Source organism: Streptomyces sp. NPDC087263 (assembly GCF_044744645.1).
In the GTDB taxonomy this organism is placed as follows: Bacteria; Actinomycetota; Actinomycetes; order Streptomycetales; family Streptomycetaceae; genus Streptomyces.
In genome coordinates this window covers 96,156-109,101 of the sequence record NZ_JBIUYT010000012.1, presented here as the reverse complement: position 1 = coordinate 109,101, position 12,946 = coordinate 96,156, and the positions used below count along the sequence as shown (strand labels likewise).

Annotated in this window: 11 protein-coding genes; all 11 read right to left on the bottom strand. The window is 70.7% G+C overall.

Features of this window, described 5'->3' with window-relative positions:
- Nucleotides 1-30: 30 nt before the first annotated feature.
- Nucleotides 31-969 (bottom strand): 2-oxoacid:ferredoxin oxidoreductase subunit beta, encoded by a 939-nt coding sequence (locus ACIPC1_RS33155; RefSeq protein WP_402523768.1) that lies wholly within the window; start codon nucleotides 967-969, stop codon nucleotides 31-33.
- Nucleotides 959-1,111: a hypothetical protein gene (locus ACIPC1_RS33150; RefSeq protein ID WP_402523766.1), complete on the bottom strand. Its 153-nt coding sequence runs from the start codon at nucleotides 1,109-1,111 to the stop codon at nucleotides 959-961. Before ACIPC1_RS33150 ends, ACIPC1_RS33155 begins: the two co-directional genes overlap by 11 nt.
- Complete coding sequence (gene ispG, locus ACIPC1_RS33145; RefSeq protein ID WP_402523764.1) at nucleotides 1,108-2,283, bottom strand: flavodoxin-dependent (E)-4-hydroxy-3-methylbut-2-enyl-diphosphate synthase; 1,176 nt, start codon at nucleotides 2,281-2,283, stop codon at nucleotides 1,108-1,110. Before ispG ends, ACIPC1_RS33150 begins: the two co-directional genes overlap by 4 nt.
- Before the next feature lie 199 nt (nucleotides 2,284-2,482).
- The gene (locus ACIPC1_RS33140; RefSeq protein WP_402523761.1) at nucleotides 2,483-4,270 is read right to left on the bottom strand and encodes a 1-deoxy-D-xylulose-5-phosphate synthase; all 1,788 of its coding nucleotides are present in this window, start codon (nucleotides 4,268-4,270) and stop codon (nucleotides 2,483-2,485) included.
- 29 nt (nucleotides 4,271-4,299) lie between these two features.
- The gene (gene ispH / locus ACIPC1_RS33135) at nucleotides 4,300-5,592 is read right to left on the bottom strand and encodes a 4-hydroxy-3-methylbut-2-enyl diphosphate reductase (protein ID WP_402523759.1); all 1,293 of its coding nucleotides are present in this window, start codon (nucleotides 5,590-5,592) and stop codon (nucleotides 4,300-4,302) included.
- The gene (ptlI, locus tag ACIPC1_RS33130; protein WP_402523756.1) at nucleotides 5,589-6,983 is read right to left on the bottom strand and encodes a pentalenene oxygenase; all 1,395 of its coding nucleotides are present in this window, start codon (nucleotides 6,981-6,983) and stop codon (nucleotides 5,589-5,591) included. Before ptlI ends, ispH begins: the two co-directional genes overlap by 4 nt.
- Nucleotides 6,984-7,294: 311 nt before the next feature.
- The gene (gene ptlA, locus ACIPC1_RS33125; RefSeq protein ID WP_402523754.1) at nucleotides 7,295-8,308 is read right to left on the bottom strand and encodes a pentalenene synthase; all 1,014 of its coding nucleotides are present in this window, start codon (nucleotides 8,306-8,308) and stop codon (nucleotides 7,295-7,297) included.
- Nucleotides 8,309-8,424: 116 nt separating this feature from the next.
- Nucleotides 8,425-9,438, bottom strand: coding sequence for a polyprenyl synthetase family protein (locus ACIPC1_RS33120; protein ID WP_402523751.1), 1,014 nt, complete (start codon nucleotides 9,436-9,438; stop codon nucleotides 8,425-8,427).
- Nucleotides 9,435-10,334: a neopentalenolactone/pentalenolactone F synthase gene (gene ptlD / locus ACIPC1_RS33115; protein WP_402523749.1), complete on the bottom strand. Its 900-nt coding sequence runs from the start codon at nucleotides 10,332-10,334 to the stop codon at nucleotides 9,435-9,437. Before ptlD ends, ACIPC1_RS33120 begins: the two co-directional genes overlap by 4 nt.
- Nucleotides 10,335-10,369: 35 nt before the next feature.
- Complete coding sequence (gene ptlE / locus ACIPC1_RS33110) at nucleotides 10,370-12,184, bottom strand: neopentalenolactone/pentalenolactone D synthase (RefSeq protein ID WP_402523746.1); 1,815 nt, start codon at nucleotides 12,182-12,184, stop codon at nucleotides 10,370-10,372.
- Nucleotides 12,142-12,942, bottom strand: a complete 801-nt coding sequence (gene ptlF, locus ACIPC1_RS33105; RefSeq protein WP_402523744.1) for a 1-deoxy-11-beta-hydroxypentalenate dehydrogenase — start codon at nucleotides 12,940-12,942, stop codon at nucleotides 12,142-12,144. The genes ptlE and ptlF overlap by 43 nt, the downstream gene beginning before the upstream one ends.
- Nucleotides 12,943-12,946 lie beyond the last annotated feature (4 nt).

The window sequence follows — 12,946 nt, the reverse complement described above, 5'->3', positions numbered from 1 at the left end:
CGCTGTCGGTGTGCGGTTCCCGTCGGGGGCTCAGGCCCCGACCGTCCAGGTGTCGTTGCCGGCCAGCAGCGCGGTCAGGTCGCCCCGGCCCCGCTCGGCGACGGCCCGCTCCAACTGGTCGTCCATCAGCCGGTCGTAGGCGGGGCGCCGTACGTCGCGCAGAACGCCGATGGGGGTGGGCTGCCGCAGCCGGGAGAGAGCGAAGGCGGCGGTGGGGTCGGGGGCCGCGACGTCGTGGACGACCTCGTCGGCGTCCGGGGTGAGCCGGTAGGGCTTGCCGTGCTCCAGGCGCAGCAGGGCGTCGTCGCGGGTGGCGGGGTCCTTGAGCGCGGCGAAGGCGCCGTCGTTGAAGATGTTGCAGTTCTGGTAGATCTCCACCAGGGCCGTGCCGGGGTGGGCGGCGGCCTGGCGCAGGACGTCCGTCAGGTGCTTGCGGTCGGAGTCGATCGTGCGGGCGACGAAGGATGCCTCGGCGCCGATGGCCAGCGACAGCGGGTTGAACGGCTCGTCGAGGGAGCCCATCGGGCTCGACCTGGTGACCTTGCCCTGCTCGCTGGTCGGCGAGTACTGGCCCTTGGTCAGCCCGTAGATCTGGTTGTTGAACAGCAGGATCTTGAGGTTGACGTTGCGGCGCAGGGCGTGGATCAGATGGTTGCCGCCGATCGACAGCGCGTCGCCGTCGCCGGTGACCACCCACACCGACAGGTCGGGGCGGGCGCAGGCCAGGCCGGTGGCGATGGCGGGGGCGCGGCCGTGCACGGAGTGCATGCCGTAGGTGTTCATGTAGTAGGGGAAGCGGGAGGAGCAGCCGATGCCCGAGACGAAGACGATGTTCTCGCGCGCGATGCCCAGCTCCGGCATGAAGCCCTGGACGGCGGCGAGGATCGCGTAGTCCCCGCAGCCGGGGCACCAGCGCACCTCCTGGTCGGACTTGAGGTCTTTCGCGGTGAGCGCGAGGTCAGTGGGCACCGGCGGCCTCCGTGTTTCCTGCGGTCTCCTCGATCACGGCGGCCAGCTGCGCGGCCTTGAACGGCATGCCGGAGACCAGGGTGTGGGAGCGCACGTCCACCAGGAACCGGTCAAGCTGTTCGACGGTGGCCGGTGTGCTCACTTGGGGCTCTCCTGCCCGTCGGAGGGGGCGGCCTCGGAGGAGTCGTCGCCGTCATCTTCGGTCTGCCGCATCAGCTCGGCGAGCTTGAACGCCTCCTCGATGAGCGTCTCGACGATCTTCGACTCGGGGACGGTCCTGACGACCTCGCCCTTGACGAAGATCTGCCCCTTGCCGTTGCCGGAGGCGACACCGAGGTCCGCTTCCCTGGCCTCGCCCGGGCCGTTCACCACGCACCCCATGACGGCCACACGCAGCGGGATGTCCATGCCCTCCAGTCCGGCCGTGACCTCCTCGGCCAGCTTGTACACGTCGACCTGGGCGCGTCCGCAGGACGGGCAGGACACTATCTCCAGGCCGCGCTGCTTGAGGTTCAGGGACTCCAGGATCTGGAGGCCGACCTTGACCTCCTCGACGGGCGGCGCGCTCAGGGAGACACGGATGGTGTCGCCGATGCCCTGGGACAGCAGCGCGCCGAACGCGACAGCTGACTTGATGGTGCCCTGGAAGGCGGGACCCGCCTCCGTCACACCGAGGTGCAGTGGGTAGTCGCACTGAGCCGCGAGCTGCTTGTACGCCTCGACCATGACGACGGGGTCGTTGTGCTTGACGGAGATCTTGATGTCCCGGAAGTCGTGCTCCTCGAAGAGCGACGCCTCCCACAGCGCGCTCTCGACCAGCGCCTCCGGGGTGGCCTTGCCGTACTTCTTCAGCAGCCGGCGGTCGAGCGAGCCCGCGTTGACGCCGATGCGGATCGGCGTGCCGTGATCCTTGGCGGCCCGCGCGATCTCGCGGACCTTGTCGTCGAACTGCTTGATGTTGCCCGGGTTGACGCGCACGGCCGCGCAGCCGGCCTCGATAGCGGCGAAGACGTACTTCGGCTGGAAGTGGATGTCCGCGATCACCGGGATCTGCGACTTGCGCGCGATCGTCGACAGGGCGTCGGCGTCCTCCTGCGTGGGGCAGGCGACGCGGACGATCTGGCAGCCGGACGCGGTGAGTTCGGCGATCTGCTGGAGGGTCGCGCCGATGTCGGACGTGCGGGTCGTGGTCATGGACTGGACCGAGACCGGGGCGTCGCCGCCCACGGGTACGGTCCCTACCTGGATCTGGCGGCTGGTACGTCGTCGGGCCAGCCTCGGCGGCACCGTCGGCACTCCTAGAGCGACAGGCATGACAGTTCCCCAAGTTGCTCGGCCGGTCCGGGCGGACCGGGATGTGGCTGATGACTGTGTGCCGTTGAGAGCTGTGGAAGCGCGGGAGACAAGGCGCGGTGTCGGGAGTGGGCGCGCCACGCCGGCAGCTGGGTCACGGGCGGTCGGCGGGGTCCTCACCGTGCGGGTGGGCGCCGACCGCCCGTCGGGGTGCTCGGTGTCAGCCGACGGCGAGGGAGGCGGTGGCTCCCTGCCGGGCCTGCCAGCCGGAGGGCAGGGCCTCCAGCAGCGCGTGGGTGAGGTGGCGGGGGGTGAGGCCGCTGGCCTCCATGACGTCGGCCCGTGAGCCGTGCTCGAGGAAGCGCTGCGGGATACCGAAGACGTGCACCGGCAGGCCCGGCTTGGCGTCGTTCAGCGTCTGGGCGACGCACGCCCCGACGCCGCCGACCCGGCCGCTGTCCTCGACCGTGGCGACCAGCAGATGACCGAGGGCGAGCCCGGTCAGCTCGGGCGGCACCGGCTTGATCCAGCGGGGGTCCACGACGGTGACGCCGACGCCCCGCTCGGCCAGCCGTTCGGCGATGTCGAGACAGGTGACGGCCATGGCGCCGACGGAGACCAGGAGAATGTCGGGATGCTCGCCGCGGTGCAGAACGTCCAACTCGGCGTAGACGTCGACGGCCGGGATGTCCGCTCCGCTGGAACCCTTGGGGAAACGCAGGGCGGTGGGCCCGTCGTCGCAGGCCACGGCCTCCCGCAGGGCGCGGCGCAGGGTGGCGGCGTCGCGTGGGGCGGCCAGTCGCAGGCCGGGCACCAGGTTCAGCAGCGACAGGTCCCACATGCCGTTGTGCGAGGGGCCGTCTTCGCCGGTCACGCCGGCCCGGTCCAGGGCGAAGGTGACCGGGGCGCGGTGCAGGGCCACGTCCATCAGGAGCTGGTCGAAGGCCCGGTTGAGGAAGGTGGAGTACAGCGCGACGACCGGGTGCACCCCGCCGAGGGCGAGCCCCGCGGCGGCGGTCACGGCATGCTGTTCGGCGATGCCTACGTCGATGACGCGCTCGGGGTGGCGGCGGGCGAACTCGCTGAGCCCGGTCGGGTCGAGCATGGCCGCGGTGATGGCGACCACGTCCGGCCGGTCGGCGGCGAGGTCGGCCAGCTCGTTGCCGAACACGGACGTCCAGCTGGGTGCGCCCCCCGGTTTCTGGGCGGAGGCGGCGCGCACGGCGTGGAAACGGTCCGTGTCGTCCTGTTCGGCGGGGAGGTGTCCGCGGCCCTTCTCGGTGACGCAGTGCACCACCACGGGCTTGCGCAGAGCGACGGCCACGCGCAGCGCCGTCTCCACGGCCTCGATGTCATGGCCGCCCACCGGGCCGACGTAGGCGAGCCCCAGGTTCTCGAACAGGGCTTGCCCGGCGTCGCCCGCGCGGAGATCGGCGAGGTGTCCGGCGAAGGCGCCGATGGTGGGGGCGTAGGAGCGGCCGTTGTCGTTGAGGACCACGACGACGGGGCGTTCGGGGGCGGCCGCGATGTTGTTGAGGGCCTCCCAGGCCATGCCTCCGGTGAGCGCGCCGTCGCCGATCACGGCGACCACGGCACGGTCGCCGTGTCCGAGCAGGGCGTTGGCGCGGGCGAGGCCGTCCGCCCAGGACAGGGAGGTCGAGGCGTGGGAGTTCTCGATGACGTCGTGCTCGGACTCGGTGCGGCACGGGTAGCCCGACATGCCGCCGGTACGGCGGAGCGTGGCGAGGGCTTCGGTACGGCCGGTGAGGATCTTGTGGACGTAGGCCTGGTGACCGGTGTCCCACAGGATCTTGTCGCGGGGGGAGTCGAAGACGCGGTGCAGGGCGATGGACAGTTCGACGACCCCGAGGTTGGGGCCGAGGTGGCCGCCGTTGGCGGTGCAGGTGTCCACCAGCAGCCGCCGGATCTGCGGCGCCAGTTCGCGGGCCGCGTGCGGCGACAGGGCGCGCAGGTCCTCCGGGCCCCGGATCTCCTCCAGGCGTGGCATGGCGCAACCCTCTTTCTCCGGTGGTGAATTCATCGCACCCCGCCAGGCGTGGGCGAGCCTCCGCCGGATGATGGCGAGACCCCACCGGGTGGTGGCGAGACTCCGCCACCTGTCGGCGAAACCCCGCCCGACCCGGGCAAGACCCCACCGGGCCCGGGCGAAACCCTGCCGGGTGATGGCGAGACCCCACCAGGTGGTGGCGAAACCTCCCCGGACGTGCGCGAAACCCCGCCACCTGTCGGCGAAACCCCGCCCGACCCGGGCAAGACCCCACCGGACCCGGGCGAAACCCCGCCGAGTGATGGCGAGACTCCGCCGGTCCCGGGCGAAACCCCGCCAGATGTCGACGAGACCTCGCCGGCCAGCGGTGTCTGCGGGACGCGGCCGGTGACCGGGTCGGCCAGTCGGCCGGGCATGGAGAACACGACGTCCTCGGCGATGCCCTGCTGGAGTTCGACCTGGTCGAAGCCGAGTTCGGCGAGCCGGGCGACGAGCCCGTCGACGAGGATCTCCGGGGCGCTGGCCCCGGCGCTGATGCCGACCGAGGACACGTCCTTCAGCCAGGCCACGTCGAGGTGCTGTTCGTCGGGCACCAGATGGGCGGCGGCACCGTGGTCGCGGGCCACCTCGACCATACGCAGCGAGTTGCTGGAGTTGTGCGAGCCGACGATCAGGACCAGGTCGTTGTCGCGTGCGAGGTCCTTGACGGCGTTCTGCCGGTTCTGGCTGGCGTAGCAGATGTCGTCGCCGGGGGTGATCAGGTCGGTGAAGCGGGCGCGCAGGGCCTCGACGACGCGCTCGGTCTCGTCGAACGAGAGGGTGGTCTGGGTGAGGACGGCGACCGGGGTGTCGTCGGGCAGGCCTAGGCGCCGTACGTCGTCTTCGGTCTCGATGACGACGATCCGGTCGGGAGCCTCGCCGAGGACGCCCTCGACCTCCTCGTGGCCCTCGTGACCGACGAGGAGGATGGTGCGCCCGTCGCGGGCGAAACGCACCGCCTCCTGGTGGACCTTGGAGACCAACGGGCAGGTGGCGTCGATGACTTCGAGCTGCCGGCCGGCGGCGGCAGAGCGCACTCCGGGAGATACGCCGTGCGCGGAGAACACACAGACCGCGCCCTGCGGGACCTCCTCCTCGTTGTCGACGAAGACCGCGCCGCGCTTTTGCAGCTCCGAGACGATGTAGTGGTTGTGCACGATCTCCTTGCGCACGTACACCGGCGCCCCGTGTACGTCCAGCGCCCGCTCGACGATGCCGATGGCGCGCCGTACGCCCGCGCAGAAGCCGCGCGGCTGGGCCAGGACGATGTTCCTTTCGCTCACGTCACGTCACCCCCTGCGGGTACGGGGACGGCGGAGGTCATCCGGCGCGGGGTACGTGCGTCCAGCCTCAGGCGCAGCCGGCGAGGGTGATAGACGGTGGCCAGCGGAACCGGGCGGATGTCCATGCCGGGCTCGCAGCTCACCCGCCAGCGGCCGAGGATGGTGGCGAGCCCCAGGATGGCCTCGGTGCGTGCGTAGAGGTCGCCGATGCACTTGCGGGCGCCGGTTCCGAACGGCACGTAGGCGTGGCGGGAGGCCGGGGCGATACGGTCCGGGAGCCAGCGGTCGGGGTCGAACTTCTTGGGATTGTCGAAGGCGTCCTCGTACTGGGCGACCGCGGCGGGGCTGAAGACGATGGTGGAACCGGTGGGCAGCTGCCGGCCCGCGAGTTCGGTCGGGGAGGCGGTGAGGCGGGTGAACAGCCAGGCCGGCGGGTGCAGTCGCAGTGTCTCGGTGATGATCCGGTCGGCCAGGGAGAGGTTCGGCAGGTCGTCCCACTCCGGGGCGCGGCCGTCGAGGACGGCGTCGATCTCGTCGTAGAGCGCGGCCTCGATCTCCGGGTGCTGGGAGAGGAGGTAGAAGACCCAGGTGAGGGTGCCTGCGACGGTCTCCGTGCCGGCCGCCATGACGGTGATGACCTGGTCGTGGATCTCCGTGTCGCCGAGCCGGCCGCCGTCGTCGTCGCGGGAGGCGATCAGCGCGGCGAGCAGGTCGTCGCGCTCGATGTCGGAGCTGCGGTAGTCGTCGATGAGCTGCTGGGTGGTCTCGTGCAGGAAGTCCAGGTTGCTCTTGTACCGGCGCTGGGAGGGCAGCGGCAGTCGGCGGATCGCGGCCGGCAGGAACATCTGCCGGAACAGGCCGTTGAGCACGACGTCGAAGGAGCGTTCCACCTTGGCCGTCAGCTCGGGGCTGACGGGTGTGGAGTACAGGGTGCGGCCGACCGTACGCAGCGCCATGCCGTACATCTCCTGGAAGGCGTCGACGACCATGCCGTCCTGCCAGCGCGACGCCGTGTCCTCGATCTCGGCGTGCATCGCCTCGGCGTACTGCTTGAGCTGGCCGCGGGTGAACGCCGACTGCATCAGCCGGCGCTGGCGGCGGTGGTCGGCGAACGGGCAGGTGACCAGGCCGTTGCCGGCGATGTCCCGGGCGCGGTCGTAGAAGATGCCGCCCTTGTCGAAGGTGCGGTCGTTGGTCAGGACGTGCCGCAGCAGTTCGGGGTGGGTCGGGACGTAGGCCTTGGTGGGACCGATCTTGATCTCCACCAGGTCGCCGTGGGCCGACAGCGAGGTCATGAAGTTCACGGGGTGACGCATCATCTGGAGGGCGTGGCCCACGACGGGGAGCGCCCCGGGCGCCGCTCCCGCCGAAAAGGTGGTCTGCTCGGTCATTCGATTCTCAACTTCCCGTCATTACTGATCGGTTGACAGCTGTTCCGGTCTGTTGACAGCTGGGCGGCCTCGACGACCTGGCGCGGGTGCCTTGGTGCTGGTCGGCGATGCTGCTAGGTCCTGTCGTCACCTTCCCGTCGTCGCCCGGAGGGCGGCCTCGCGCCCGCTGCGGCAGCAGCCTGTGTCGCAGTAGGTGCGTGCTCTCGGTGTGCGGGCGTGGACCCTCGTACTGGACGTACTTGGGTCTGCGCCCGGTGCGGCGAGAGGGCGTGCAGGGCGTCGCGAGGCAGACGGGAATGGTCAGACAGGGCCTAGCGGGCGGTGCTGCCGAGCTCCTCCAGGTAGCCCTGGGCACCGGCGGCGAGCGCGAACTCGGCGTCGTAGCGGCCCGAGGAGCGGTGCCAGTCGTAGGAACCGCGGATCACGGTGCGCACGGCGTCGTCGCGGTAGCGCTCCAGGGCCTCGCGCTCGGCCTCGTCGAGCCGGTAGATGTCGCCGACCTGCGGCAGGCAGGACTCCAGCAGGAGGTACTGCTCCAGGCGGACGCGCACCTCGCTCTGGATGTGGGCGACGCTGCGGTCCTTGGACCAGCCGTGCTCCCGGCGCAGGATCATGACCATGTTGTTCTGCTCGCCGCGGGCCTCTTCCTTCTCCAGCGAGGCGATGTCGTTGAGCAGCAGATTGACGTCGACGGCGATCTGGAGCATCGCGGAGAGCACGGCACTGTCGAAGACCCGGTGCGGCACCTCGAAGCGGCCCGCGCGCTCGGCGAGGTCGACCGTCGGCTGCACCCCGATGGTCTGCCGGCGCACGGCCAGGTACTGGGCGGCGGAGTTGTACGGCGTGTCCCAGTGGCGGCTCTCCGCCTCGTCGACGTAGCCGTCGAAGTAGCTGCGCCAGTGCCGGGCGCTGCGCGCGCACCAGGCGGGTGTCATGCCTTCGCTGGTGCGCCGCCAGATGTCGGCGAAGCCGTGGGCGATGGGGGGCGCGGTGTCGGGGAGGGGGCCGTCCAGCGCCGCCGCGACCGCGTCGGTGAGCTGCTTGGTCTCCTGCGGGTTCTCGCCGCGCGGCCCGTCGAAGAGGTCGTCGAAGAGGAAGAACCACGACATCAGGTCGACACCCAGGTCCAGATCGGCGCCGGTGGCATGGGCGTAGAAGCGAGAGGCCAGGTCGGCGTAGCCGCCGCGCAGATGGCGCTCGGCCGCCGCCTCGGACTTGATCAGCCCGAGCGCGCGCGGCCATACGAGCTGTTCGGCGCCGGCGCGGGAGTGGTCCGGGCTCTGTCGGCCCGGCAGGGGTATGTGGAAGTCGACGTCTTGGGGCATGGGGAAATCCTTGGGAGTGGGTTGCGGAGATGCGGCGGGCATGGGGTGGTGCCCTGGGAGGTGCTGCGCTGATCAGAGGGGGAATGGGGGGATACGGGTATGGGGTGGGCCCGATCTCAGACCTCGCGGTCGACCACGAACCGCCCGAGCGCGAGGAGTTCGTCCCGTGCGCCGGCGTCCAGCTCGACACCGCGCAGCGCGTCCTCGGCCAGCACCATCCGCCGGGCGGCCTCGGCCAGCGCCCAGTCCCGGCCGCCGGCGCCTTCGATCAGCCCGGCCACGCGCCGCAGTTCCGTCTCGTCGCTTTCGCCGGGGGTGGTGAGCCAGGCGGCGAGCTCGTCGCTGAGCGAGCCGTCCTGGTTCAGTGCGTGGCTGACCGGCAGGGACTTCTTGCGGGAGCGCAGATCGGAGTGGACCGGCTTGCCGGTGACGGCCGGGTCGCCCCAGATGCCGAGGACGTCGTCGACGAGCTGGAAGGCGAGGCCCACCTGGTCGCCGTAGAGCGCCAGCGCGTCCACCTTCGCCTCCGGTGCCCCGGCGAGGACGGCGCCGATCGCGGCGCTCGCCGACAGCAGCGCGCCGGTCTTGCCGGCGGCCATGTCGACGCACTCCTCGACCGAGACGTGCGAGCGGTGTTCGAAGGACAGGTCCTGGACCTGGCCGCGGATCAGATGCCGGGTGGTGCGTGCCAGCAGCCGGGCGGCGGGCGCCGCCGTGGGCAGCCCGGTGTCCAGCAGCACCTCCTGGGCGAGCGCCAGCATCGCGTCACCGGTCAGGATGGCGCTGGAGGGACCCCACAGCTTCCACACCGTGCGCCGGTGGCGGCGTTCCTCGTCGCCGTCCATCAGATCGTCGTGCACCAGGGAGAAGTTGTGCACGAGCTCCACGGCGACGGCGCCGGGCAGCGCGACCTCCGGCGGCGCGCCGACCGCCTCGGCCGACAGCAGCGCGAGCGCCGGCCGTACGGCCTTGCCGGCGTCGGCGCTGGTGGGTGCGCCGCCTGCGGTGATCCAGCCGAAGTGGTAGGCCGCCTGGTGACGTGAGCGGTGGTCGAGCCGGTCGACGGCGGCGCGCAGCGCCGGGGTGATCGCGACCCGGCTGTGGCTGAGACTGGCGGGGGCGGTGCTCATACGGCGACCTCCGCGCGCCAGGGATCGGTCGGGTCGTCGAAGATGCTGACGACCTGGCGCATGATGCGCCGTTCGGCCGGGTCGAAGGCCTGCTTGGCGTGGACGGTGCCGAGTTGGTCCCACATGACGATGTCCCCGGGCTGCCAGGCGTGGGCGTAGGTGTACTGGGGCTTGCCCGCGTGCGCCAGCAGTTCGTCGAGCAGCTTGCGGCTGTCATCGAGGGCGAGGTCCACGATCCGCTTGGTGTTCAGGCTGCTGATGTAGACCGACTGGCGTCCGGTGCGCGGATTGCGGGCGATGAGGGGGTGGATGGTGGAGGTGCCGTCCTCGGGCTGGATCTGCGCGGTGCTCTCGCCGAGGGACACCTCGCCCTGGAGCTCCTCCTCGATGGTCTCCTCGTACCCGGTGCGCAGGGCGTGGCGGACCCGGTAGGAGTGCAGACGCCGGCGCTCCTCCGACGACAGCGACTCGTACAGGGCGTACATGTCGGTGAAGAGGGTCTCCCCGCCTCCGGAGGACGGTACTTCCACGGCTTCCAGGAAGCCGACCTGGGCGACGCGGGGGCGGAAGGAGTAGTCGGTGTGCCAGCCCATCCACCCGGCGTCGCCGACGCCGATCTTGCGGCCGTCCTCCACCAGGTTGGAGACGATCAGGATCTCGTTGTGGTCGGAATGGGCCCCGCTGGTCAGACCGGTCTTCGGGATGTACCCGAAGCGGCGGCCGAAGGCCAGGAACTCCTCGTAGGAGGGGGTCCGGTGGCCGCGGAAGACGAGGACGAGATGCGCGTCGAGTGCCGCCCAGATCTCCTCGAACTGGGTCTTGCCCATGTCGCCGGTGACATGGGCGCCGTGCACGACGGCGCCGAGAGCGGCGCCGGGTATCGGCGTTACGTCCATGGGCGTTGCCGCCTTTCGCAGAAGAGTGGGGGTGGTCAGCGCAGTTCGAGTCCGGCGAGGTCGCCGGACTCGCGCCAGCGCCTGAGGATGTTCACGAACTCCACCGAGCCGCCGCCGTAGCTGGCGTTCAGCAGGGGCAGTGCGCTCGGGTCGCCCTCGTTGTTGTAGAGACCGGGCGTGCAGTTCTCCAGGAAGTCGATGCCGTTCGTGGCGAGCCGGAGGATCTCCTTGACCCATTCCTTCTCGCCGGCCTCGGATGCCTCCACGACCTGGTGGCCGCGCTCCTCGACGGACTTGACGATGTGCGCGAGGTGCCGGGTCTGCTCGCCCAGCATGTAGGCGATGTTGACGTGCCGGCCGGCTTGGATCTTGGACAGGATGAAGCAGTTGGGGAAACCATTCACCTGGAGTCCGTGCAAGGTGTGCGCCCCGTCCGCCCACTTCTCCGACAGCTTCAGGCCGTCGCGGCCGACGATGTCGTAGCCGGCACGGTCGGTGTACGGGACGGCGAACTCGTGCTCGTATCCGGTGGCGAAGACCAGGCAGTCGACCGGGTACTCCCGGCCGTTCGCGACCACCCCGGCCGGGGTGAGCCGCTCCACGCCCTGCCCCTGGGTGTCGACCAGGGTCACGTTGGGCCGGTTGAAGGTCTGTAGGTAACCGTCGTGGAAGCAGGGCCGCTTGCAGTACACGCGGTAGTACGGCTTGAGGGCGGCGGCGGTCACGGGGTCGGTGACAACGCTGTCGATACGGGCGCGCAGTTCCTCCATCTTGAGGAAGTCCGCCCGCTCGGCCGCGAGCGCCCGCTCCTTCGGGTCGCCTCCGGTGTCGCCGGTGGGCAGGATCGCGGCAGCCAGCTTGGCCGTGGTCTGGGTCCAGCGGTCCTGGACCAGGTCCTCGTCCTGCGGGACGCCGGAGGTCAGCGCGTGGAAGTTCTCCATCCGGAACTGCTGCCAGCCCGGTTCGAGACTGTCCGCCCATTCGGACGGGGTGGGCCGGTTGCCTCGGACGTCGACCGCGGCCGGGGTGCGCTGGAAGAGGACGAGCTGCTCGGCCCAGTCGGCGAGGTGTGGGGCGAGCTGGATCGTCGTCGAGCCGGTGCCGATGACACCGACCTTCTTGTCCTTCAGCTTGGTCAGGCCGCCGGTGCTGTCGCCGCCGGTGTAGTCGAAGTCCCAGCGGCTGGTGTGGAAGGAGTGCCCGGCGAACGTCTCCAGGCCGGGCAGCCCGGGGAGTTTGGGGCGGTGCATCAGACCGATCGACATGGCCACGTACCGGGCCCGGATCAGGTCGCCGCGGTCGGTGCTCACCAGCCAGTTCCCGGCGGCCTCGTCCCAGCGCAGCTCGGTGACGGTGGTCTGGAAGAGGGCGTCGCGGTAGAGGTCGTACCGGTGGGCGATCTGTTGGAGGTGGGCGAAGATCTCGGGCCCGGTGGAGTACTTCTCGGTGGGTATCGTGCCGGTCTCTTCGAGCAGCGGCATGTAGATGTAGCTCTCGACGTCGCACCGGACGCCGGGGAAGCGGTTCCAGTACCAGGTGCCGCCGACGTCGCCGGCCTCGTCGATCAGCCGGATGCGCTCCAGGCCGGTCGCCTTGCGCAGATGGGCGCCGGTGAGCAGGCCGCCGATGCCGGCGCCGACGACGGCGACGTCCACCTCGTCGGTGAGCGGCTCGCGCTCCTGCCACTTGGTGTAGGGGTCCTTCGCGTAGCGGCTGAAGTCACCGCGCGCGAACTGGTAGGTGCGGCCGACGCTGCGCTTGTCGCGTTCCTGCCGGTATTTCTCCCTCACCGCTTCCAGGTCGATGGTCAGTGCTTCGTCGCTACGGTCGTCGCTTTCGGCGCGGGCCACAGCTCCTCCTCGGGGGAAGGGGGCGGAAGGGAAACATGACGCCCTACGTCGTCGAACTGATCGCGCAGCCGCAGTGGGGCGTCGGAGTTGCTGAAGAGGTAGAAGCGGTCGGAGCCGAGGGCCTCCCACACGAGTCCGGCGACGTCCTCGGCACTCACCGAGGTGTCGCCGCCCGCGCCGCGCGGGGCCGTCAGTCCTTGGACCATGGGGGTGTCGACCCGGCCGGGGCACAGCACCGACACCCGGACCGCGGTGCCCCGCAGATCGGCGCGCAGACTGCGCGCGACGGCGAGGTCGGCGTGCTTGGAGGCGGCGTAGGCGGCGCTGCCCGCGCCGACGACGAAGGCGGACATCGAGGCGGTGTGGATCAGATGGGCGGGCCTGCCGTGCTCCAGCAGCCGGGGGACGAAGGCGCGGGCCACCAGGACGTGCGCCCAGTGGTTCACCTCGAAGACCTGCCGCATCAGCTCCAGCGGCACCTCCCACAGGGGCTGTCCCACGGGGCCGAGGACCCCGGCGTTGTTGCACACCACGTCGATGTCGCCGAGCAGGTCGAACGCCGTGTCCGTGAGCCGTTCGACGGCGTCCGGGTCGGTCAGGTCGGCGGTCACGGCGGTGACCTGAGCGCCTTGTGCGGTGAGTTCGGCGGCCCGGCGGTGCAGTGCGTCGCCTTCGACGTCCGCCATGACCACGCTCACGCCGGCCCCTGCGAAGCGGGCGGTGAGGGCGAGGCCGATGCCGCTGGCCGCGCCGGTCACCACG

Excerpts from the sequence above, each read along its gene's own strand:
- ACIPC1_RS33120 (WP_402523751.1), bottom strand. The coding sequence starts at position 9,438 with ATGAGCACCGCCCCCGCCAGTCTCAGCCACAGCCGGGTCGCGATCACC.
- ptlD (WP_402523749.1), bottom strand. The coding sequence starts at position 10,334 with ATGGACGTAACGCCGATACCCGGCGCCGCTCTCGGCGCCGTCGTGCAC.
- ispG (WP_402523764.1), bottom strand. The coding sequence starts at position 2,283 with ATGCCTGTCGCTCTAGGAGTGCCGACGGTGCCGCCGAGGCTGGCCCGA.
- ptlA (WP_402523754.1), bottom strand. The coding sequence starts at position 8,308 with ATGCCCCAAGACGTCGACTTCCACATACCCCTGCCGGGCCGACAGAGC.
- ptlI (WP_402523756.1), bottom strand. The coding sequence starts at position 6,983 with ATGACCGAGCAGACCACCTTTTCGGCGGGAGCGGCGCCCGGGGCGCTC.
- ACIPC1_RS33140 (WP_402523761.1), bottom strand. The coding sequence starts at position 4,270 with ATGCCACGCCTGGAGGAGATCCGGGGCCCGGAGGACCTGCGCGCCCTG.